The sequence below is a fragment of the Flavobacterium sp. S87F.05.LMB.W.Kidney.N genome (assembly GCF_004366435.1).
Taxonomy (GTDB): domain Bacteria; phylum Bacteroidota; class Bacteroidia; order Flavobacteriales; family Flavobacteriaceae; genus Flavobacterium.
This window is the reverse complement of record NZ_SODX01000003.1, coordinates 416,821-439,144: the sequence shown is the minus strand read 5'-3', so window position 1 is coordinate 439,144 and position 22,324 is coordinate 416,821. Positions and strand designations below refer to the sequence as shown.

21 protein-coding genes are annotated in these 22,324 nt (G+C 33.8%); 18 read left to right on the top strand and 3 right to left on the bottom strand.

All coding sequences use genetic code 11. The features are described from left to right. The first annotated feature begins 111 nt into the window (after positions 1–111). From EDB96_RS11170 to EDB96_RS11160, 3 genes are all read left to right on the top strand, one after another. Entirely contained in the window at positions 112–639 is a 528-nt protein-coding gene (locus tag EDB96_RS11170; RefSeq protein WP_134140814.1) for a hypothetical protein, read from the top strand. Positions 640–978: 339 nt separating this feature from the next. Further along, positions 979–2,715 carry a thiamine pyrophosphate-dependent enzyme gene (locus tag EDB96_RS11165; RefSeq protein WP_134140813.1) on the top strand — a complete coding sequence of 579 codons (1,737 nt, stop codon included), beginning with the start codon at positions 979–981 and terminating at the stop codon, positions 2,713–2,715. Between the two features lie 16 nt (positions 2,716–2,731). Continuing rightward, a complete protein-coding gene (locus EDB96_RS11160; protein ID WP_134140811.1) occupies positions 2,732–3,994 on the top strand; it encodes an MFS transporter in 1,263 nt (420 codons plus the stop codon). Positions 3,995–4,047: 53 nt separating this feature from the next. Here EDB96_RS11160 and EDB96_RS11155 read toward each other — a convergent pair whose 3' ends face one another. After that, positions 4,048–4,761: a hypothetical protein gene (locus tag EDB96_RS11155; RefSeq protein WP_134140810.1), complete on the bottom strand. Its 714-nt coding sequence runs from the start codon at positions 4,759–4,761 to the stop codon at positions 4,048–4,050. 307 nt (positions 4,762–5,068) lie between these two features. On the opposite strand from EDB96_RS11155, the gene EDB96_RS11150 reads away from it, so the two are divergent. The 14 genes from EDB96_RS11150 to EDB96_RS11085 all read left to right on the top strand — a co-directional run bounded on the left by EDB96_RS11150 (position 5,069) and on the right by EDB96_RS11085 (position 18,150). Next, positions 5,069–5,995 carry a DnaJ C-terminal domain-containing protein gene (locus EDB96_RS11150; RefSeq protein WP_134140809.1) on the top strand — a complete coding sequence of 309 codons (927 nt, stop codon included), beginning with the start codon at positions 5,069–5,071 and terminating at the stop codon, positions 5,993–5,995. Continuing rightward, complete coding sequence (locus EDB96_RS11145; RefSeq protein ID WP_057118887.1) at positions 5,985–6,290, top strand: chaperone modulator CbpM; 306 nt, start codon at positions 5,985–5,987, stop codon at positions 6,288–6,290. The genes EDB96_RS11150 and EDB96_RS11145 overlap by 11 nt, the downstream gene beginning before the upstream one ends. Positions 6,291–6,440: 150 nt before the next feature. Further along, positions 6,441–6,824, top strand: coding sequence for a RidA family protein (locus tag EDB96_RS11140; protein ID WP_134140808.1), 384 nt, complete (start codon positions 6,441–6,443; stop codon positions 6,822–6,824). Between the two features lie 154 nt (positions 6,825–6,978). Beyond that, positions 6,979–8,220, top strand: a complete 1,242-nt coding sequence (locus EDB96_RS11135) for a voltage-gated chloride channel family protein (RefSeq protein ID WP_134140806.1) — start codon at positions 6,979–6,981, stop codon at positions 8,218–8,220. A 327-nt stretch (positions 8,221–8,547) separates the two neighbouring features. Further along, on the top strand, positions 8,548–9,552 hold the full coding sequence (locus EDB96_RS11130; RefSeq protein ID WP_134140804.1) for a DHH family phosphoesterase: 1,005 nt from the start codon (positions 8,548–8,550) through the stop codon (positions 9,550–9,552). Positions 9,553–9,557: 5 nt separating this feature from the next. Beyond that, positions 9,558–10,235: a gliding motility-associated peptidyl-prolyl isomerase GldI gene (gene gldI, locus EDB96_RS11125; protein WP_134140803.1), complete on the top strand. Its 678-nt coding sequence runs from the start codon at positions 9,558–9,560 to the stop codon at positions 10,233–10,235. 16 nt (positions 10,236–10,251) lie between these two features. Beyond that, on the top strand, positions 10,252–11,328 hold the full coding sequence (locus EDB96_RS11120) for a peptidylprolyl isomerase (protein WP_134140802.1): 1,077 nt from the start codon (positions 10,252–10,254) through the stop codon (positions 11,326–11,328). Positions 11,329–11,361: 33 nt separating this feature from the next. Next, on the top strand, positions 11,362–12,510 hold the full coding sequence (locus EDB96_RS11115; RefSeq protein ID WP_134140800.1) for a peptidylprolyl isomerase: 1,149 nt from the start codon (positions 11,362–11,364) through the stop codon (positions 12,508–12,510). Positions 12,511–12,726: 216 nt separating this feature from the next. Next, positions 12,727–13,626, top strand: coding sequence for an EamA family transporter (locus EDB96_RS11110; RefSeq protein WP_134140799.1), 900 nt, complete (start codon positions 12,727–12,729; stop codon positions 13,624–13,626). Between the two features lie 87 nt (positions 13,627–13,713). After that, positions 13,714–14,070: a DoxX family protein gene (locus EDB96_RS11105; protein ID WP_134140797.1), complete on the top strand. Its 357-nt coding sequence runs from the start codon at positions 13,714–13,716 to the stop codon at positions 14,068–14,070. A 25-nt stretch (positions 14,071–14,095) separates the two neighbouring features. Further along, on the top strand, positions 14,096–14,818 hold the full coding sequence (aqpZ, locus tag EDB96_RS11100) for an aquaporin Z (protein WP_134140796.1): 723 nt from the start codon (positions 14,096–14,098) through the stop codon (positions 14,816–14,818). A 137-nt stretch (positions 14,819–14,955) separates the two neighbouring features. Next, the gene (locus EDB96_RS11095; protein ID WP_134140794.1) at positions 14,956–15,783 is read left to right on the top strand and encodes a sterol desaturase family protein; all 828 of its coding nucleotides are present in this window, start codon (positions 14,956–14,958) and stop codon (positions 15,781–15,783) included. A gap of 121 nt (positions 15,784–15,904) precedes the next feature. After that, positions 15,905–16,183 carry a DUF2805 domain-containing protein gene (locus EDB96_RS11090; protein ID WP_057118909.1) on the top strand — a complete coding sequence of 93 codons (279 nt, stop codon included), beginning with the start codon at positions 15,905–15,907 and terminating at the stop codon, positions 16,181–16,183. Positions 16,184–16,293: 110 nt separating this feature from the next. Continuing rightward, on the top strand, positions 16,294–18,150 hold the full coding sequence (locus EDB96_RS11085; RefSeq protein WP_057118912.1) for a peptidase M61: 1,857 nt from the start codon (positions 16,294–16,296) through the stop codon (positions 18,148–18,150). 172 nt (positions 18,151–18,322) lie between these two features. On the opposite strand, the gene EDB96_RS11080 is transcribed toward EDB96_RS11085, so the two are convergent. After that, complete coding sequence (locus EDB96_RS11080; protein ID WP_134140793.1) at positions 18,323–18,766, bottom strand: hypothetical protein; 444 nt, start codon at positions 18,764–18,766, stop codon at positions 18,323–18,325. A gap of 305 nt (positions 18,767–19,071) precedes the next feature. Beyond that, complete coding sequence (locus EDB96_RS11075; protein ID WP_134140792.1) at positions 19,072–21,405, bottom strand: GH92 family glycosyl hydrolase; 2,334 nt, start codon at positions 21,403–21,405, stop codon at positions 19,072–19,074. A gap of 165 nt (positions 21,406–21,570) precedes the next feature. Here EDB96_RS11075 and EDB96_RS11070 point away from each other — a divergent pair, with 165 nt between their 5' ends. Further along, positions 21,571–22,194: a M949_RS01915 family surface polysaccharide biosynthesis protein gene (locus EDB96_RS11070; protein ID WP_134140790.1), complete on the top strand. Its 624-nt coding sequence runs from the start codon at positions 21,571–21,573 to the stop codon at positions 22,192–22,194. Positions 22,195–22,324 lie beyond the last annotated feature (130 nt).

Here is a 22,324-nt window from a genome sequence, read left to right as displayed (position 1 = left end):
AAAAAGAAAAAACTTAGCACCTCAGAACCTTAGCAACTTAGTTTCTCTAAAAAATAAATCTAAAAATCAAAATATCTCGTATCTAACGAAGAACCCAATTATAATTTAACTATGAAATCAAAATTTGTTGCCGTTACCCTATTATTATCTTTAGTTTTAACTTCTTGTGATGCTGTTGATGATTTGTTAAGTTTCAATATTTCGAATGAGACTTCTATTAAAATCAAGAGCACATCTCCTATCAATCTACCATCGGAAATAATCACTCCAGATGTCACAACCAATTCTTCAGCTGAATTTGAAAACAATAAAACGAAAGCGAGTTTGGTAAAAGATGTAAAAATTAGATCGCTTAAATTATCCATTTCCGAACCTTCTGATAAAACTTTTACGTTTTTAAAGTCGGTTCATCTATATATTTCGACAACCAATTCTGATGAAGTTGAATTAGCTTACCAAGAAAACATTAATACAAGTGCAAATACAATCGATTTGATTTGCACCGATAAAAAATTAGATCAGTACATAAAAGCAGACAGCTACAAAATTAGAACTCAGGTAACCTTAAAAGAAACCCTTACAAAAGATGTGACCGTAAAAGCAGATATGAAGTTTAGAGTGACTGCGGATCCGTTCTAGTCAAAAGTTACAAAGGTTCAAAGTTACAAAGGAACAAAGGTTCAGAGGTAAACGAAGAGTAAAAACTTTGTCTCTCTGAGCCTTTGCTTCTTTGAACCTATTTCTAATTACTAAAAAGTAAACACTCTGCCTTTGTTCCTTTTAACCTTTTTTACTACTAAAAAACAAAAAACTCTGTACCTCTGAGCCTTTGTCCCTTTGAACCTAAAATAAACCAAATCTTTTCCTTAATTTTATAAAACCCCTTCAGATCACTGCCAAATACTTTAAAATATAATTATTAAGAAGTAAACCATAACCAATGTGCACTTTCGAAATATTAATTTTAAAATATAACTCATGAGTAAAATAGTTGCCGAACAATTAGTAGACATGTTGGTAGAAGCTGGAGTGAAACGCGTTTATGCGGTTACCGGCGATAGTTTAAATCATTTTAATGATGCCATTCGCAGAAGCGGAAAAATAAAATGGATTCATGTACGCCATGAAGAAGTCGGCGCGTATGCTGCAGCGGCCGAAGCAGAATTAGACGGTTTTGCTGTTTGCGCTGGAAGCTGTGGTCCCGGTCACGTTCATTTAATTAATGGATTGTATGATGCGCATCGTTCGCATGTTCCTCTTTTAGCAATTGCTTCTACGATTAATACCAGCGAAATGGGAATGGATTATTTCCAAGAAACCAATACCATTAAACTTTTTGACGATTGTAGCCACTATAATCAAATGATTATGACGGCGGAGCAAGCACCTAGAATTATCCAAACGGCCATACAACATGCTTTAGGCAAAAAAGGCGTTGCTGTTATTGGTTTACCTGGCGACGTTTCTCAATTAGAAGCAGTTGAAAGCAATATTTCTACTCAATATTTCCATTGTAATCCTGTTATCCGACCTTCTAATAGTGAGTTACAACATTTAGCAAAAGCTATTAATGAAAGTTCTAAAATAACTTTGTTCTGCGGTATCGGAGCTGAAAAAGCTCATGATCAGGTGGTGCAGTTGTCACAACATATTAAAGCTCCTGTTGGATATTCTTTTAGGGGAAAAATGAGCATGCAGCCGAATAATCCTAACGAAATAGGAATGACAGGTTTACTCGGTCAGCCTTCTGCTTATCACAGTATGCACGAATCACATTTGGTTTTATTATTAGGAACTGATTTTCCTTATGATAAATTCATGCCTTCAGACAATAAAATCATTCAAATTGACACAAGCACAGAACGTTTAGGAAGAAGAGCCAATCTCTATATGGGTCTATGCGGTGATGTTGCCGATACGATAGAAGCTTTACTGCCGCTTTTGGAAGCAAAAACAGATGATAGTTTTTTACAAGCGCAGTTAAAATTATACAGCAGTGTAAAAGAAAGCATGAATACTTACATTAATGATAATGGCGGAGAAGATACTATTCAGCCTGAATATGTGGCGCACATTATTGATAAACTGGCAGATCAAGATGCAGTTTTTACCGTAGATACTGGTATGAGCTGTGTTTGGGGAGCTCGTTTCATTAAAGGAACGGGACAGCGAAAAATGTTAGGTTCTTTTAACCACGGTTCTATGGCCAATGCGATGCCAATGGCTATTGGGGCTGCTCTAGCGCATCCTGAAAGACAAGTTATTGCCATGTGCGGCGATGGAGGTCTTTCTATGCTTTTAGGGGACTTGGCAACCATTCATCAATATAATATTCCGATTAAAATTATTGTTTTCAACAACCGTGCTTTGGGAATGGTAAAACTTGAAATGGAAGTTAGCGGTTTACCTGATAACGAAACAGATATGGTGAATCCTGATTTTGGTCTAATTGCTCAAGCAATGGGATTTCAGGGCGTAAATGTTCATAAACCTGAAGAAGTTCAGGGAGCAATTGAAAATGCTTTCCGCCATAATGGTCCTGTTTTATTAAATATTTTCACCAATCCAAATGCGCTGGCAATGCCTCCAAAAGTAGAATGGGAACAAGTAATTGGAATGGCAAAATCGATGACAAGATTAATGCTGGGCGGTAAAATGGAAGAAGTTTTAGACACCATTAAATCCAACTATAAACATTTAAAAGAAGGCATTTAAGCTTAATTAAAGAATCATGGATATAAATACCAATAAATCATACACCAAATACTATGTTATTGCCTGGATATTTGGTTTGATTTTCTATTTTTTAGATTATGTAATTCGTTCTGCTCCAGCAGTAATGTTCCCAGAACTTTCGCAGAGTTTTTCTGTGAATGAAATTAGGCTAGTAGAAATTGTCGGCACTTATTATTATACCTATTCCACCTGCAGTTTAATTGCTGGAATTGCTCTGGACCGATTTGGAGCTAAATATTCACTTTTTGCAGGAGCACTTATTTTAGGAATCGGCTGTTTATTATTTATGATTTCGAGTCAGTTTAGCGGCGTTGTCGGCCGATTGTTTCAAGGTGCGGGATGCGCTTTTGCTTTTCCGGGCTGTGTCTATTTGGCCAGTAAAGGATTTTCTGCAAAATCACTCGCAACAGCCATTGGATTTACACAATGCCTCGGAATGCTTGGTGGTTCTGCAGGACAATTTGTTGTTGGGCCGTTGATTGAAGAAGGAATGAATATCAATACGTTTTGGCTCTCGACTGGAATTTTCACAATCATTGTGGCTTTCGGACTTTGGTTTATAACTCCTTCCAACATCACAGATAAAAATATAGAAAGTACACAAAAGAAACAAAGTCTGCTAAATCCCTATAAAATCGTTTTTAGCAATCCGCAATCTTGGTTTTGCGGCATAATTTCGGGATTGCTATTTGCGCCGACAACTATATTTGCGATGACTTGGGCAGTAGATTTCTTTCAAAAAGACCGTGCTTTCGACTTTCATACGGCAACAATATCGAGCGCCATGGTAGCTTTTGGCTGGGTTTTCGGATGTCCGCTATTAGGATATATTACAGACAAAATAAATAAACGAAAACCAGTTTTGGTATTTGGCGCTGTCTTTATGATTGTAGCTTTAATTCAATTGCTGTATTTTCCAAATCTACTTCCAGCAAAATACAGTATGTTTTCATTAGGCGTTGCTTCTGGCGCTGCTATGATTCCATATTCTATCATTAAAGAAGCTAATCCAGATAATGTAAAAGGAAGTGCTACAGGAGCCATCAATTTTATAACTTTTGGTGTAACAACGCTCTTAAGTCCTTTATTCAGTCGCTTATTCGGCAGAACTCTTGACGGAACTTTGGATAAAACAAATCACTTTCAGCAGGCAGGACTATTTTGGATTATCGGAATTTCAATAGCCATTTTAGTGAGTTTTCTATTGAAAGAAACTGGGAGCGGAAAAAAAACAGATGCTGAAAAAGTTATTATATAAGAAGATAACAAACATCAATAAGATAAAGATAGGATCAAGAAAATGATCTTATCTTATTCTTTTGTAACTACAATTGAAGCTTTAAAGCCGGCAGCTAGATTATCCCAGTAATCACTGGTAACCATTGTACCTTTATCGTCATATACTTGGATCTCGGCAGTATTTCCGCCAAGCGTTCCAATATTTAAAGCTTCGAAATCTAATTTATTAAAACCTGGATTAAGATTAATTTTTACTTGTTGAAAATTAGAATCTAATAAAAGTCGATCTCGCACTACAAGTTCATTTGAAGAAACTTTAACTAAATCTCCATCGATTGCTCCAAAATCACGGAACTTCACAATAAAATATTCCGATTTAGTTTTAAAATCTCCCAGTGAGATGTTTTTCTTCACCAAAACACCTCTTCCTTCTCTTAAACCGGCATCTTTTAAAGCTTTATCAAGATCCTTTTCCATTTTTGCCACATAACGATCGCCTGGATTGGCAAAATCGGTTTCTGTAGACATGGTAAATTTGCTTTTTTCTTCTCCAATCTGAAATTTAGATTTTTGAGTTATCGTTGTATTTTCAAAAACGTTTGGGGTTTTAATACTTGGAATATCATTTAATTCTGCCTGTGGATCTTTTGTCTCAGGAGCTGGAATTTTTTTTGGTTTTGCACTAAACTTTGGTGCGGGAATAGCTTTGAATTTAGAATTAAATTCGGCTTGGGCTGATACTGACAACGCAGTAAAAAACAATATGAAAAATAAAATGTGCTTCATTGAAAAAGTATTATCGAATCGGCTTTTATAATTAGTCTTAAATAATAGTCCAGCATCACAAAAATAGCATAATTTAATTAGGCATTGCAACTTTAGGACTTTTATAACAATAAATTAAGCTAATTTTTGGAATCAAAAAACCTGCCAAAATTTTTCTTTCTGATAAAAATAAATTTCAAATTTTAAAATTTCAAATTCCAATATCTCTGTCTTTAATATAGAGTTTCTTTAAATTTACTATTTTGATAATTAATAACTTATTCTTAACTTCAAGACTTTATTTTACCATTTACAAAAACTCAATAAAATGGATTATATCGATTATTACAAAGTATTAGATGTTACAAAATCTGCGACCGAAGCAGAGATCAAAAAAGCATATAGAAAACTGGCCAGAAAATATCATCCCGATTTAAATCCGAATGATAAAGAAGCCGAAAAAAAGTTCAAAGAAATTAATGAAGCTAATGAAGTTTTAAGTAATCCTGAAAACCGAAAAAAATACGACAAATACGGTAAAGACTGGAAACATGCTGATGAATTTGAAAAAGCGGGTTACGATCCTAATCAGCAGCAAAGCAGACGACAAACCAGTTCTCAATATGCTGATAGTGATTTCTCAGGTTTTGGAGGCGGCGATTTCTCTGGAAGTGATTTTTCAGATTTTTTCAATTCGATGTATGGCGGAGGCAGAAGCAGATCGCAGTCTAAATATAGAGGACAGGATTTTAATGCCGAACTAGAATTAGACCTCAAATCGGCTTACACCACACATAAACAGAGCTTAACGGTAAACGGAAAAAATATCAGAATTACTATTCCAGCCGGAGTTGAAAATGGCCAGATTATAAAAATTCCAAATCATGGCGGACCTGGTGTAAACGGCGGTCCAAATGGTGATTTATTTATCACTTTTTCTATTGCCAACAATTCAGAATTTAAACGAGAAGGCAATAATTTATACGCCGATGCACCGCTTGATTTGTATACTGCGGTTTTAGGAGGCGAAACGTACATCAACACTTTTGACGGAAAGGTAAAAATCAAAGTTCCTGCAGAAACACAGCCGGGAACCAAAGTAAAACTGAAAGGAAAAGGTTTTCCTGTTTACAAAAAAGAAAATCAATTTGGTGATTTGTATATTACTTATACGATAAAAGTTCCAACAAAATTGTCGGATAAAGAGAAAGAATTATTTGAAGAATTAGCAAAACTAAGAAGTCATGAAAAATAAAAATTTAATCCAGATAAAGCAGTTTTGTTTGTATCACGAAATTGAAAATACTTTTATAACTGAACTTAACAACTATGGTTTAATCCAAATTATTAGCGAAGAAGACGATGAATATTTGGAGCCTGAGCAGCTGCCAACGGTCGAAAAAATGATTCGCATGCATTACGACCTCAAAATTAATCTGGAAGGAATCGATGCCATAGCCCACTTATTAAACAAGATAGAAAACTTACAGCAGAGTCTAAATACGGCACACAACAAACTTCGTCTTTACGAAGAAAGACATATCGACTAACAATTTAATATCACAAAAAAGCTTGATTTCCGATTTGATTTCAAGCTTTTTTTTATGGATGCCAAAAGCAGAATTCTTAAATTGCGACATCTTAATTAACCTGAATTTGCTCTTTTAAAACCATACAGACAAATTCGCAAAATATAAAAAATGAAAAGAGAAAACATCTTAACTGGATCTCCGTGGGAAGACAAAATGGGATATTGCCGCGCAGTAAGAATTGGTAATATTATTGAAGTTTCTGGAACTGTAGCAATTGTTGATGGTGATAAAGTAAAAGCAGATGATGCTTATGCTCAAACTTATAATATATTAGAGCGAGTTGAAAAAGTTTTAGAAGATCTAAATGTCAGCATGAAAGATGTCATTAGAACAAGAATATTTACAACCGATGTTTCAACTTTTGAAGAAGTAGCCAGAGCCCATTCTGCTTTCTTTAGAGATGTAAAACCAACAACCGGATTTTACGGAATCAATCAATTAGTTGCACCAGAATATTTGGTAGAAATAGAATTCACTGCTGTTGTGCAGTAATTTTTTTGCCGCGAATTCCACTAATTTAAACTAATATATTGCCACAGATTAAAGGATTTTAAAAATTCATTTATAATTCTTTCAATTAAAAATATATTAATTCGTGAAAATTCGTGAAATTCGTGGCTGAAAAAACTTTTCATAAAAAACATCCATGACTTTAGACCTAAAAGAAACACTATTATCTATTCCAAAATGGATTATAATTTGTGCTTTAATAGGTCTATTTTCAGGATCTGCATCGGCCTTATTTTTGGTTTCTTTAGAATGGGTAACGCAATTTAGAATGCAGCATGATTGGATTATCTGGCTTTTGCCTTTCGGCGGATTTCTAGTTGGATTGAGTTACTATTATTGGGGAGAATCTGTAGTTAAAGGAAATAATTTACTACTGGAAGAGTACGAAAATCCTAAAAAAGTCATTCCGTTTAGAATGGCGCCTTTGGTTCTTTTAGGAACATTAATTACCCATTTATTTGGAGGTTCTGCTGGCCGAGAAGGAACGGCAGTACAAATGGGAGGCGCAATTGCCGATCAATTCACCAAAATTTTTAAATTAGATAATTCCGAACGCAAAATTCTCATTATTCTGGGAATCAGTGCTGGTTTTGCTTCTGTTTTCGGAACGCCTTTGGCAGGTGCTATTTTTGCTTTAGAAGTCTTATATTTTAGCAAAATTAATCTTAAAAGTGCTGTACTTTCTTTTCTAGTCGCTTATGCAGCTTATTTTACAGTTGAATTTTGGGAAATAAAACATACTCACTACAGCATTCCTATTATTCCAGAACTTAGTTTCAACAACATTATTTTTACCATAATTGTCGGAATTCTTTCGGGCTTTGCTGCTTTATTATTCGCAAGAAGTACTCATTTTTGGGGTTCTCTTTTTTCCAAAAACATTAAATATCCGCCGCTTCGTCCCGTTATTGGCGGCGTAATTTTAGCGATAGCTTTTGCAGGTTTTGGACTTACCAAATTTTCAGGATTGGGAGTTCCTGTAATTGTAGATTCGTTTTCGAATACAAGCGAATGGTATGATTTTCTGCTTAAAATTCTTTTCACAGGATTTACTTTAGGAGCTGGATTTAAAGGCGGAGAAGTAACTCCTCTATTCTTTGTTGGTGCAACTTTAGGAAGCGCATTATCAATAGTAATTCCAATGCCAATTGCTCTTTTAGCCGGAATCGGATTTGTTGCTGTTTTTTCTGGCGCAACCCACACTCCTATCGCCTGCACTATTATGGGCATGGAATTATTCGGAATTGCTCCTGGAATATTCATTGCAATAGCCTGCACAATTGCCTATTTTTCTTCGGGTTCTATCGGAATTTATAAATCGCAGATTGTTAAGGGAGCTAAATATAAATTATATCAAAGGTTAAATTCCAATTTTTAAAATTCCAAATTCCAATCTCCTAGTTATAGTTCCTACGGAACATAAAGATAAAACCTTAAATCTCTCCTACGGATCAAAATCCGCTGCTACAAATGTAATGTACCTACGAAACTTAAAAAGTTTCTGAAAAAAAATAAAAAAAATAAAAATCCGTTGAAATCTGCGTTTTCGCGATAGCGAATCTGTTTCATCCGCGTTCAAAATTCATACGCAAAATTTAAATTCCAAAATAAAAACCCAATATCTATTGAAATAGACTGAATACTAAAGAAACTGGTACTAAAAATATTTTCAGCATTACATTAAAAAAATGTAAATTCGCACACTATGAAAATACAAGACATTCAAGCGATTCAGTTATTACTCGCCACTCCAAAAAAAATTGTCATCATTCCGCATAGAGGACCGGATGGTGATGCAATGGGCTCTACATTAGCATTATATCATTTTTTAATTAAAAATAATCATCAGGCAACAGTAATTGCTCCAAATGATTTTCCTAATTTTCTAGCTTGGCTTCCAGGATCAGAAACTGTAAAAATATTCGAAAAAGATACCGAAAACTGCACCAAGATTTTAGAAGAAGCAGAAATCGTTTTTACGCTTGATTTTAATGCTTTTCATCGTACAGGTGAAATGGAGCACACTTTGGCAAAGCTAAATGCTATTTTCATAATGATCGATCATCATCAAAAACCTGATGATTATGCTACCTATACCTACTCTGACCCTTCATACGGATCTACCTGCGAAATGGTTTACAACTTTATCACTTTCTTAAACAAAAAAGAAGATATTGACAAAACCATCGCGACTTGTATTTACACAGGAATTTTAACCGATTCAGGCTCATTCCGTTTCCCTGGAACAACAGGAAACACTCATAGAATTATCGCTGAATTAATTGATCTGGGTGTAGAAAACACACAGATTCCAGTTTTATTATTTGACAATAGTTCCTTCAGCAGATTACAACTGTTAGGCCGAGCTTTACAGAATATGAAAATATTCGAAGAGCATAAAACTTCTTATATGACGTTAACACAAGAAGAACTAGATTCTTTTAATTATGTTAAAGGTGATACAGAAGGAATTGTTAATTATGGCTTGAGTATAAAAGATATTGTTTTTACTGCTATTTTTATCGAAAATAAAGACGAAGGAATTATTAAAATTTCATTCCGTTCGCAGGGAGGTTTTGATGTAAACCAATTTGCAAGAGATCATTTTAACGGCGGCGGACACAGCAATGCAGCCGGCGGAAGATCTGAAGTTTCGATGGAAGAAACTGTAAAGAAATTTGAAGATTTAGTAAAAAAACTAACACTATAGCCCACATGAATTACCTAAAACTTAGCATTTATAGTTTGCTTTTTGCTGTTTTGTTAATCAGCTGTAAGCATCATGAAGAAGCCAGAAGACCTATTTCCAGCGCTTCAGGAACATTCATGAAAAAATCTGCAGATCGAAATAAGAAATTAGTGGCTAATGAAGAAGATGTCATTAAGAAAATAATAAAAAGCAATCCGAAAGTAAAATACTATGCCACTCCAAAAGGGTATTGGTTTTATTATGATGAAAAAAATGCTACAGAAACTGCATCACCAAGAAAAGGCGATATTGCTTATTATAATTTAGAAGTTAAAGATATAAAAGGCAATATAATTTATTCTGATTCTGACCTTGGTCCGCAGACTTATTATGTAGACAAACAAGACATTATGATGGGACTTCGCGACGGAATTAAGAGAATGCATAAAAATGAAACTGTGACATTTTTATTTCCATCGCATATGGCTTATGGTTATCATGGAGACAACAAAAAAATTGGTACAAATGAATCTTTGATGGTTACAGTTACATTGAGAAATTTTGTTCCAGATCCAGCTCAGACTAATGCTCCTGCTCAAACTACTGCTGTAGCTCCAGCAGGACAAGCTCCTAAAACAACAACACCAAAACCTGCAGCTCCAAAACCTGCAGCTCCAATAAAAAAAGATACATTAACTCCATAAAAAACAATCTCTTAAAATGAAAAAGATTATTTTATTATTACTAATAGCCGTTAGCTCATTTTATTCTTGTAAAGACGATCACAGTAATCTGCCAGATGGTTTGTATGCCGATATCGAAACAAACAAAGGTCATATTATTGTTGAACTTGATTACAAAAAAGCACCAATTACTGTGGCTAACTTTGTGACTTTGGCTGAAGGTAAAAACGAATTTGTAACGCATGAAAATTTAAAAAAGAAACCTTTTTTTGATGGTTTAAAATTCCATAGAGTTATAGAAAGTTTCATGATTCAAACTGGAGATCCTTTAGGAACTGGTTCTGGAGATACTGGATATAAGTTCAAAGACGAATTCTCAGATTTAAAATTTGACAAAGCTGGTGTTTTAGCAATGGCCAATAACGGACCTGGAACAAACAGCAGCCAGTTTTTCATCACACACGTAGAAACTCCTTGGTTAGATAACAAACACACTATTTTTGGTCATGTTGTGGGTGCAAAAGATCAGGAAGTAGTAAACAAAGTAGTTCAAGGTGATAATATCGTTTCTGTAACTATTATTAGAAATGGTGAAGCGGCTAAAAAGTTCGATGCTGTAAAAGTATTTCATGACTATTTTGCAGAAATCGCAAAAGAACAAAGCAAATATGCAGGAGTTCAGAAAGAAAAAGTAGCTTACTATGCTTCTATTAAACCAAAAGTTACTAAAACAACAAGCGGTTTAGAATATTTTATTACTGAAAAAGGGACGGGCAAAAAACCTGCAGCAGGAACTCAAGTATATATTGCTTACGCTGGTTTTCTTGAAGACGGAACTTTATTTGACACAAGCATAGAAGATGTTGCAAAACAATTCGGAAAATTTGATCCTGCAAGAGCTGCAGCAAAAGCTTATCAGCCAATTCCATTTAAAGCAGGAAGCAAAGACGGAATGATTCCTGGTTTTATTGAAGGACTTGAGCAGCTTTCTTTTGGCGATAAAGCAATTCTTTTTATTCCATCTCACTTGGCATACGGAGAAACTGGTGCAGGAGGTGTAATTCCGCCAAATGCAAATATTATTTTCGAAGTTCAATTATTAGAGAAACAATAAAACAATTCATCATAGACTTAAATCTGAAAAGTAATGAAGTTTAAATTTTTATTTTTATTTTGCTTAGCAATAGTAAATATTCAGGCTCAAACTAAAAAACCCGTAGCAAAACCTGCTGCAAAAGCAAAAACAACAACTGCAGCAAAACCTGCTGCTAAGCCAAATACAAATCCTAACGAAGGGATTTTTGCTACAATTTCAACTTCAAAAGGAGATATTGTTGTTTCTTTAGAATACACAAAAGCACCCGTAACTGTTGCCAACTTTATCACTTTGGCAGAAGGAACAAATCCTTATGTAAAAGTGGAAAAATTAAAAGGAAAGCCATTTTATGATGGTTTAAAATTCCATAGAGTAATTAACGATTTTATGATTCAAGGTGGTGATCCGCAGGGAACTGGGGCTGGAGATCCAGGATATTCATTTAAAGATGAATTTGTTGCAGAATTGAAATTTGAAAAAGGCGGTGTCTTGGCAATGGCAAATTCTGGACCTGCTACAAACGGAAGCCAATTTTTCATTACACATAAAGACACGCCATGGTTAAACGGTAAACATACTATTTTTGGTCATGTAGTTTCTGGAATGGACAATGTCAATAAAATTGTTCAAGATGATATCATGAACAAGATTACCATTACACGCAAAGGCGCAGCAGCAAAAAAGTTTGATGCTGTAAAAGTTTTTAGTGATGAAATGAAAAAAGGTGAAGCTAAAAAAGAAGAGGCTAAAAAAGTAGTTGCTGCCAAAGCTGCTTATTTTACTGCAACAAAAGCAAAAGCTACAGCAACTGCATCTGGTTTAAAATATGTTATTACCAAAAAAGGAACTGGTGTAAAAGGCGCTGAAGGTTCAAATATCTATTTTCATTATGCTGGATACTTCGAAGATGGTACTTTATTCGACAGCAGTATCGCTGAAGTTGCAAAAGCTTACGGAAAGTATGATGCAAACAGAGATGCACAAGGCGGATACAAAGCTTTTCCTTTTACAGTTGGTAAAAAAGACGGAATGATTCCTGGTTTTATTGAAGCTCTTGATATGATGACAGACGGAGAAAAAGCTATTTTCTTTCTTCCTTCTAACTTAGCGTATGGCGAAAAAGGAGCTGGCGGCGTAATTCCTCCAAATGCAACTTTAGTTTTTGAAATTGAAACTTATCAAAATCAGCCAACTAAATAACTAGAATTCAATTTCTATTAAATACAAAAAAACATCAAAAGATACTTTTGGTGTTTTTTTGTTTTAAGACCATGTAAAACTTTAAAGAATTATTATTTTGAACGTTGAAAATCAACTATTTTCATTATTAAGTTCACGATTTTGCCTTTATTTCTATTAAATCCTAAACAAAATAACTTACCTTTGCCGGCTTTAATTTTTTAAAACAAGTAAATTATGACGTCGCAAAATAATGTATTAAAAGGTGTTTTTCTGGTTGCTCTAGGTGCTACTACATACGGAATGCTGGCAACATTTGTAAAAATGGCATATTCTGAAGGATATACAACCGCAGAAGTTACGACATCACAATTTATTTATGGAATTACAGGAATTCTACTAATCAATCTTTTTCAAAGAATAAAAAATAAAAATCAAGCTGTAAAAGCAACTCCAAAAAATATTTTCAGTTTAATGCTTGCCGGAACTTCATTAGGAATGACAAGTTTATTTTACTATTTAGCTGTAAAATTTATTCCAGTTTCTATTGGGATCGTTTTATTAATGCAGACTGTTTGGATGGGCGTTTTATTAGAAATGATTTTAGAAAAAAAACTACCTTCTAAACAAAAAGTAATTGCAGTTTTGATTGTGCTTTTTGGAACTGTTTTAGCGACAAATATCATTAACAATGACATACAACTAGACTGGAGAGGTTTGGTTTGGGGAATCTTGGCCGCTGCGTCTTTTACCACAACTATGTTTACTGCAAATCGTGTTGCTACAGAAATTTCATCTGCTCAAAGAAGTCTTTATATGCTTTTGGGCGGTTCTATTATTGTTTTTTCATTTGCCTTTGTAACTCAGGTTACCGCGTTTAATTTCGAAATTTTCTTAAAATGGGGAATTGTGCTGGCTTTATTTGGCACCATAATTCCGCCTATGTTAATGAATATTGGTTTTCCTCTTACTGGTATAGGACTTGGAAGTATTGTTTCTGCCTTAGAATTACCCGTTTCTGTGATGATGGCGTACGTTTTATTGAATGAAAAAGTTATCTTCTCTCAATGGGTTGGAATCGTTTTAATTATACTTGCAATAATCATTATGAACGTAAATTTCAAGTCAAAAAAATAGCCGAATTTGAGCATTATTAAAAAAAGATCTTCTGTAATGTAATAATTGTTAATTTTTTTATAAATTCGTGATAAACAATCAATTATTATGAGTTTACCCTGGCATTTATATTTAATGGCTTTATTGTATATACTTGCTGGAATTAATCATTTTAGAAAACCTGGAATGTACATAAGAATCATTCCACCCGCATTTAAAAACCCAAAATTAATAAATAATTTAAGCGGAGCTGCCGAGATCATTTTAGGCATTCTCCTGATTTTACCTGCCACAAAAACTTTCGCCGCCTGGGGAATTATAGCTTTACTGATCGCTGTTTTTCCTGCAAATATCTACATGTTTCTAAATAAAAAAGCAGGTTTTGGTTTACCATTATGGATTTTATTTGTACGTTTGCCCTTACAAATTGTTTTAATTTATTGGGCTTACCAGTATACATTATAACTTTAACCATTAAATTTAATTTATTATGAAAAAATTATTTGCAGAGTTCTTCGGGACTTATTGGCTTGTTTTTGGGGGCTGTGGAAGTGCCATATTTGCTGCCGGTTATCCAGAATTAGGAATCGGTTTTGCCGGTGTTGCACTTGCTTTTGGTCTAACAGTAGTGGCAATGGCTTATGCAGTTGGACACATTTCTGGAGGACATTTTAATCCTGCGGTTTCTTTTGGATTATGGGCAGGAGGAAAATTTCCAATTAAAGATCTTATCCCATATATAATAGCTCAATGTATTGGAGCTATAGCTGCAGCTGGTACATTGTATACAATCGCTTCTGGAAAAGCTGGTTTCGTAATTGACAACACTAAAGCTGGAGCATTTGCATCAAATGGTTTTGGAGCATTTTCTCCTGACGGCTATTCTCTACAAGCTGCTTTTATTGCAGAATTTGTTCTTACCTTGTTCTTTATTTTAATTATTCTTGGTGCAACAGACAAATTTGCTAATAGTAATTTTTGCGGTATTGCGATTGGTTTAACACTAACTGTAATCCATTTAGTTAGTATTCCAATTACAAATACTTCTGTAAATCCTGCAAGATCACTTTCTCAGGCAGTTTTTACGGGAGGCGAACCATTATCTCAAGTCTGGCTTTTTTGGGCAGCTCCAATTTTGGGTGCAATAGCGGCAGGATTTATCTACAAAAATTTATTACAGCAAGAGGGCGAACCCGAAAAAATAGTTTTATAATTAGTTAATAATAATTATAAATTAGCCTATAATTAATTTCAAAAGAGAAAATCAAATATATTTATAATTGATTTTCTCTTTTTTGCTTTGGATAAAATCGATAAGAAAACAGTATTTCAACTCAAATATTTATATTTATGAACGAAATTATTTCTTACTTCAGTACGATTCCATCTTCTCATAGAAGTTTGATTCTAGTTGGCGGTATAACCATTTTCTGGTTGATTGAAAACTCTTTCCCGCTGTTCCGAATGCAGTATAAAAAATGGCCACATGCGGGAATAAATTTCTTTTTTACCTTCACAACTATTGTTGTCAATTTTATTTTAGCATTTATTCTAATTAGAACCGCGGCATGGACAATTGAACATAATTTTGGTCTTTTGCAATGGCTTCCTAAAATGCCAATCTGGCTTTATACCATAATTGGTTTATTGCTTCTCGATTTAATTGGTGCTTATTTAGCACATTTAGTAGAACATAAAGTAAAATTTCTTTGGCAGTTTCACTTGGTACATCATACCGATACTTGGATCGATACCACGACTGCGAACAGACATCATCCCGGCGAAAGCGTTGTTCGTTTTATATTTACCACTTTAGGAGTTTTAATTATCGGAACACCAATGTGGATGGTATTTCTTTATCAATCTTTATCAGTTATCGCTTCACAATTTAACCATGCCAACATTTCGCTTCCCGAAAAATTAGATGTTCTCTTGAGTTATTTTATCGTTTCTCCAAATATGCATAAAGTACATCATCATTATGTACTGCCATATACGGACAGTAATTATGGAAATATTTTTTCTGTTTGGGACAGAATTTTCGGAACTTTTACTTATCTGCCCAAAGAACAACTTATTTATGGTGTAGATACACATATGCAGCCTGAGGAAAATAACAAATTGAAGAATCTGCTAAAAATTCCATTTCAAAAATCAAGATCTTTCAAAAACAGTTAAAATCACTAAAAAAAGTGTACTTTACTGAAACAACTTATTAATTTTTTTTTTAATATTGATACAGAAATTGAAAATCAATCTATTAATCATTAACACCCTATTTTGAATTAATTTTCACGAGATGAAAAAGAGTAACCGTAAAGAATTGACTTGGGAGCAAACTGAAAAACTTGTTTCGTTAGCTTTAGAAGAAAGAAATCCATTCGAAATTATAAAAAAAGAATTTGGATTAGCAGAAAAAGAAGTCTTGGAGATCATGAAGAAGAAAATGCCTCTTGAAAAATTTGAAATGTGGAAAAAGAAGGCAGTAGCAAACAAACCAAAACCAAAACCAGTAAAAATAGATGATTTTGATGAAGATTTGGACGGAAAATATTATATAAAAAATAAACTAGACTAAACTAGAGCTCCTGTTTTTCAGGAGTTTTTTTTTATTTCTAAATTAATGTAATTTTTTTAGTAACTTTTCTATGTTTTTTGTGACAAATACAAATAACTAAACATATACATATGAAAAAAATACTTTACACCTTAGCTCTAGCGGTAACATTTTGGAGCTGTAAAACAGGTAGCACTGGAGCCGCAAAAAGCAATACCGTAGAGGTTAACATCAATTTGACTGACGTTAAAGACGATAAAGTTTTGGTGACCGTTACTCCGCCAGCCATTAAAACAGATGAAATTGTTTATAGCATTCCTAAAACAGTTCCAGGTACTTATTCTACAGATAATTATGGAAAATATTCTGAAGACTTTAAAGCATTTGATGCTAAAGGAGCCGCTCTTACTGTAAAAAGAATAGATGATAATTCTTGGTCGATTTCTAATGCAAAAGCATTAAAAAAGGTAACGTATTTAGTAAACGATACTTTTGATACTGAAAAAGGAACTGGATTTGGTAATGATGATGTTTTCTCTCCTGCAGGGACTAACATTGATGCCGGGAAAAATTTTATGGTTAATACCCATGGTTTTGTGGGGTATTTTCAAAATAAATTAGATGTTCCTTACAAAGTTACAATTACACATCCTGAAACACTTTGGGGCGCTACTTCTATGACAGATGAAGATGCAAGCAATACATCTGATGTATTTAAAACTTCTCGTTATGCAATTTTAGTAGAGAATCCAATTATGTATTCTAAACCTGATTACACTACATTTAATGTAAACGGGATGGATATTTTGATTGCTGTATACTCTCCTACTGGAAAATTTACTGCAGAAAGTATCACGCCAGAAATGAAAACGATGATGACGGCACAGAAAAACTTTTTAGGAAAAGTAAACTCTACTAAAAAGTACAGTGTTTTAGTTTATCTATCAAGCATGGCAAAAGACGATGCACATGGTTTTGGAGCATTAGAGCATCCTACAGCTACAACAGTAGTTCTTCCAGAATCAATGCCAAAAGAAAAATTGGTTGAGACTATGAAAGATGTTGTTTCGCACGAATTCTTCCATATTGTTACGCCATTGACAATTCACTCAAAAGAAATTCAGTATTTTGATTATAACGCACCTAAAATGTCTGAGCATTTATGGATGTATGAAGGTGTAACAGAATACTTTGCAAATCTTTTCCAAATCAACCAAGGTTTAATTGATGAAGCAGAATTTTACACTCGTATTGCTGATAAAATTCAACAATCTAAACAGCTAAACGATACTATGTCATTTACTTTGATGAGTAAAAATGTATTAGAGCAGCCGTATAAAGACCAATACCTAAACGTATATCAAAAAGGAGCTTTAATCGGAATGTGTATTGATATTATCATTAGAGAGAAAAGCAACGGAGAAAGAGGTATTCTTGACTTAATGCATAAATTATCTACTGAATATGGTATTGAAAAACCATTTAATGATGATGAGCTTTTTGCAAAAATTACTTCATTAACATACCCAGAAGTGGGCGAATTCTTGAACAAATATGTAGCAGGAACTACTCCAATTCCTTACGATTTCTATTTGGCTAAAGTTGGTGTTACCAAAGCGACTGAGAAAAAACCTGGAAGTGTTTTCATAAAAGGACAAAATCCATATATCACTATTGATAAAGCTACTAAAGAAATCGCTGTTCGTTCTGATATCGAAACCAACGAATTCTTTAAAAACTTAAACTTAAAAGGCGGGGATAAAATTCTAACTGTTAATAACAAACCATATTCTTTAGATAATATCTACGATTTGATTACGGAAAGTGAAAACTGGAAAGAAAATGATCCTATTACTCTGAAAGTAAAACGCGGTACTAAAGAAGAAACAATTAAAGGAACTGTAAAATTACCATACGAAGAGTCTGAAACTTTTAAAGCAACTGATGCTTCAAAAGATAAACTTAAAAATGCATGGTTAAAAGGATAATTTCTTTTTCAAATATAAAAAAACCGACAAGTGATTGTCGGTTTTTTTTTTATGTTTTAAGTTTGTCAGGCTGAGCGAAGTCGAAGCCACCACAAAGTGTTTTATCTCAAAGGACTTCGACTTCGCTCAGTCTGACAATGTTTTATTTAATTCTTGTATGTTTTTTAAAGCTTTATCTCTTCACTGGAAACTTCCAGTCAAATTCGTCTTTGTTATTGATAATCGCCCCGATTTCGAATTTTACAACCTCATCAAATTCTGTTTGGAGAATAAACCAATTGTCTTCGTTGAAATAATTCTCGAAAGTATCAAAAGTTTCCTGATTGTATTTCGTAATACCTTTAGTGGCTAAATCTTTCTTTACATCAGCAATTTTTCTTCCGATTAATTTGAATCCGAAAACTTCTAAATCAGTACTTGAAGCGACAATGTATCCTAATTTCAAATCTTCTTCTTCATAAAAAGTCAATCTCATTTTGTGTGCATTGTACACAAAAATTACATTGTCATCTTCGTCTTTATAGTTTTTATCAGGTTTTCCTAAAACAGCTGTTACATCATTCTGCTTCATTCCGAAAAGCAGTTTATCAATTCCTGATTTTAAATTTATTTTCATATTTAATTGTCTTTATTTGAAATGCAAATTTCGTGAAGTTTTTTAATTATTTGCCACGAATTCACGAATTATACTAATTAATTTGAATTGTCAGGCTTTGTAAACTCATTTGTCAGCTGAGCGAAGTCGAAGCCTCTTATTAACTGCAAAAGCCCTTCGACTTCGCTCAGGGTGACAGTGATATTAAAAACCTAACAGGTTTTAAAAAAAACTGTTAGGTTGTATTTTCATTATGAGTAAACCCTTAGACTTAGCACCTTAGTATCTTAGAATCTTAGAATCTTAGAACCTCAACACCTTAATAACTAATACTTCTTCTTATTCGGTTTTGAACTCATATAAAACGTAATCTTCCCGCCAGCTAAAACATCACTATGCTTTAAAAATGGTTTTTCTAATTGTTTTCCATTCAGAAGTACTTTGCTCACAAATACATTTTTATCCGATTGATTAACGGTTTCTACTTCAAAGTTTTTTCCATTTTCTAAATTAAAAATCGCTTTTTTAACCAGCGGACTTCCTAAAGCATATTCATCAGAGCCAGGCGCAACAGGATAAAATCCTAAACTGCTGAAAATATACCAAGCACTCATTTGTCCGAAATCGTCATTTCCTCCTAAACCGTCTGCTCCATTTCTGTACATTTTTTTCAAGATCATTCTTATTTTGTCCTGTGCTTTCCATGGAGAATCTGTCCAATTGTACAAATACACTACATGGTGTGAAGGCTCATTTCCATGAACATAATTTCCAATAATTCCGTCTCTTGTAATATCTTCAGTGTTTTCAAAATATTTGTCTGGAAGATGCATATTAAACAATGAATCTAAACGAACTTTAAATTTCTCATTTCCACCCATCATTTTAATCATGTCGGCTGGATCTTGCGGTACATACAAACTGTAATTCCATGAATTTCCTTCAATAAAACCTTGCCCGTGCGTGTCTAGTGGATCAAACTCTTTTTTGAAAGTTCCGTCGTTTAATTTAGGACGCATAAAACCTGTTTTTTCGTCGTAAACATTTTTATAGTTTTTAGATCTTTCTATAAACTCATTATAGATTTCCGTTTTTCCTAATTTCTTCGCTGCCTGAGCAATTGCCCAGTCATCATAAGCATATTCTAAAGTTTTAGAAACCGATGAACCGTTTTTATCTTCTGGAACGTAGCCCTTTTTTATGTAATATTCCAATCCATCGTAATAGGGGACTTTTGCCGTATTTACACAAGCCTGCAGAGCTTTTTCAGCATCAAAATTAATATTTCCTTTTACAATGGCATCGGCAATTACAGATACAGAGTGATAGCCAATCATACACCAGTTTTCATTGGCATAATGCGACCATATTGGAAGCATTTTATGAACGCTTTGATCTGAATGTACAAGCATGGAACTTACCATATCTGCATTTCGTTTGGGCTGTACAATATTAAATAAAGGATGCAGAGCACGATAAGTGTCCCAAAGCGAATAACTGGTGTAATTTGTGAAGTTTTCTGCTTTATGAACATTCATATCCAAACCTTTATAATTGCGGTCTAAATCCATGTATTCTGTTGGTCCAAGAAACGCATGGTACATCGCAGTATAAAAATTAACCAAATCCTCTTTTTGAATAGTTTCTATCTGAATTTTATTCAGTTCTGTATTCCAAACTTCCTGGCTTTGTTTTTTCACTTTTTCGAAATCCCAATTTGGAGTTTCTTTTTTCATATTTTCTAATGCGCCAGCGGAACTAACTGGAGACAAAGCCATTTTGATCTTAATTTTTTCTCCTTCATTGGTATCAAAATCAAAAAACAATTTTAAGTTTTGACCTGCCATTTCTGGGAAATTTTTGGTTTGGTCAAATCTTCCCCAAAAGCCTCTGTAAACACTTTTTTCCTGTGCAGCCTGTCCATAGCTTTTAATAGGTTTACTAAACGACATGGCAAAATAAACCGTTCTGGTTCTTGCCCAGCCGTTTGTCTGGCGATAACCTGTTATTAAAGTATCATTTTCTACTCGTACAAAGGTCCAGACATTCTTTTTGTCGTAATTGTAAATACCGGAAGTTAAATCCAAAATAATATGCGCTTCATCTGACTTTGGAAAAGTATACTGATGCATTCCAACACGAGTTGTCGCTGTAAGTTCTGCTTTTATTTTATGATCTTCTAGAAAAACGCTGTAATATGCCGGTTCTGCTTTTTCTGTAGAATGAGAAAATGCCGATCTGTAACCCGACAGAGGTTTTGAAGCCACTCCAGGATTTAATTGTAATTTGCCCGTCGTCGGCATGATTAAAAAATCACCTAAATCAGAATGTCCTGTTCCGCTGAAATGCGTATGGCTTAAACCTACAATTGTTTTGTCTTCGTATTGATATCCTGCACAATATTTATAGACTTCTCCATTATATTTTCCGTTTAAACTGTAGGCAATTGTATCGGTTTCCGGGCTAAGCTGTACACTTCCAAAAGGTACTGTTGCTCCAGGATAGGTATGTCCCATCTTTGCGGTTCCTATCATCGGGTCAACATATTGAATAAGATTTCGTTTTTCACTTACTTTATTTTGACCGTTTAAAAAATTAGTAAAACCAAGTATTGAAATTGATATTCCTAAAAGAAAATTTCGGCAGTTTGTTGTAGTCATTTTATAAGTTTCAATTTTTTGGTTCTAATTGATGAATTTTAATAAAAATATTTGTTGTAGTTTTAATTTAGAAAAATACAACAAAAACTGTTTTTAAAAAACATAAAGTTAGCAGAACTCGAAAGCTTTTAAATATCTTTGATGTATTAAAAGTATAGCGCCAACATGAAAAAGTATATTTTAGTTCTTCTTTCTTTTTATTCTACATTTATTTTTTCTCAAAAAACGGACAGCCGTCGATTAACCAAACAAGAAATTTCAGAAAGAGAACTTGATAACGTTAATGATTTCCCTATTTACAAAGCATTTGAATACCAAGATAAAGGAGGTGTATACGAATTGGTTTTGGGTGAAAACCATAAAACAATTTCTAAAAAGGACACTTTGAACACCAAAATACAAGCTGTCTGTGTAATGAATGACCACGGCGGATTCTTAGAAAAATGGAAAATTAATGATTTGCTTGAAAATACTATTCCGAAAGAAATAAACATTTGGTTCTGGACAAAATATTGCAGTACAAAAGATATTGATGGTGACGGTTATATTGAACCTATTATTGTTTATGGAACTCGCAATGAAGATGGTTATATAAGACGCGTAAAAATTATTACGATTTACAAAAATAAAAAATACGTAATTCGTGCAGTTGAATGTGACTTAGATGATTGCAGAAGTTTTAAGAAAGATCAAAATTGGAATACGCTTCCGCAGAAAATAAAAACCTATGTTGACCAATTAGTTGTAAAACTTAGAAAAGAACAGAATTTGTTGTTGAAAGATGGGTAGGATTTTTAATTGTGAATGGTGAATTGTGAATGGTGAATGGTGAATTGTTGATGGTTAATGGTTGATCGTTGATATTGAATTGTTAACTGTGAATCATAAATCGTTAATGGTGAGGGTTAATTGCACAACT